The 313-nt window shown below is 34.2% G+C and carries 1 protein-coding gene; it reads left to right on the forward strand.

All coding sequences use genetic code 11. The features are described 5' to 3' along the window. Positions 1-284: hypothetical protein (locus O970_RS09735; protein WP_238610644.1), on the forward strand; the 284-nt coding region annotated here is incomplete at its 5' end. Positions 285-313 lie beyond the last annotated feature (29 nt).

Raw genomic sequence — 313 nt, forward strand, 5'->3', positions numbered from 1 at the left:
TCAAAAATGCCCAAGGAATAACTATCAGAACATTTATTATGACGAAAAAGAGAGATCTTATCGCGATCTTAGAAAGATTTAATGACCAAGGAATTAAGACTAATCATATTGAACTATTTGAAGATGGGCAGGGTGGGTATCTCAAAAATCAACACCTTGATAGCAACGGTAATATCTTACTCACCACCGATGAATTTGAGGACAAAAATAATCCGCAACTCTATGATAATTTACCATTTAATCCCGATGGTTTTGAAACGATTCTATTTGAACATGTTGATTAGGTAGTCAGTTTTAGCTATGAACAAGTGCA

Origin of the sequence: Candidatus Schmidhempelia bombi str. Bimp (genome assembly GCF_000471645.3) — a bacterium.
In the GTDB taxonomy this organism is placed as follows: Bacteria; Pseudomonadota; Gammaproteobacteria; order Enterobacterales; family Orbaceae; genus Utexia; species Utexia bombi.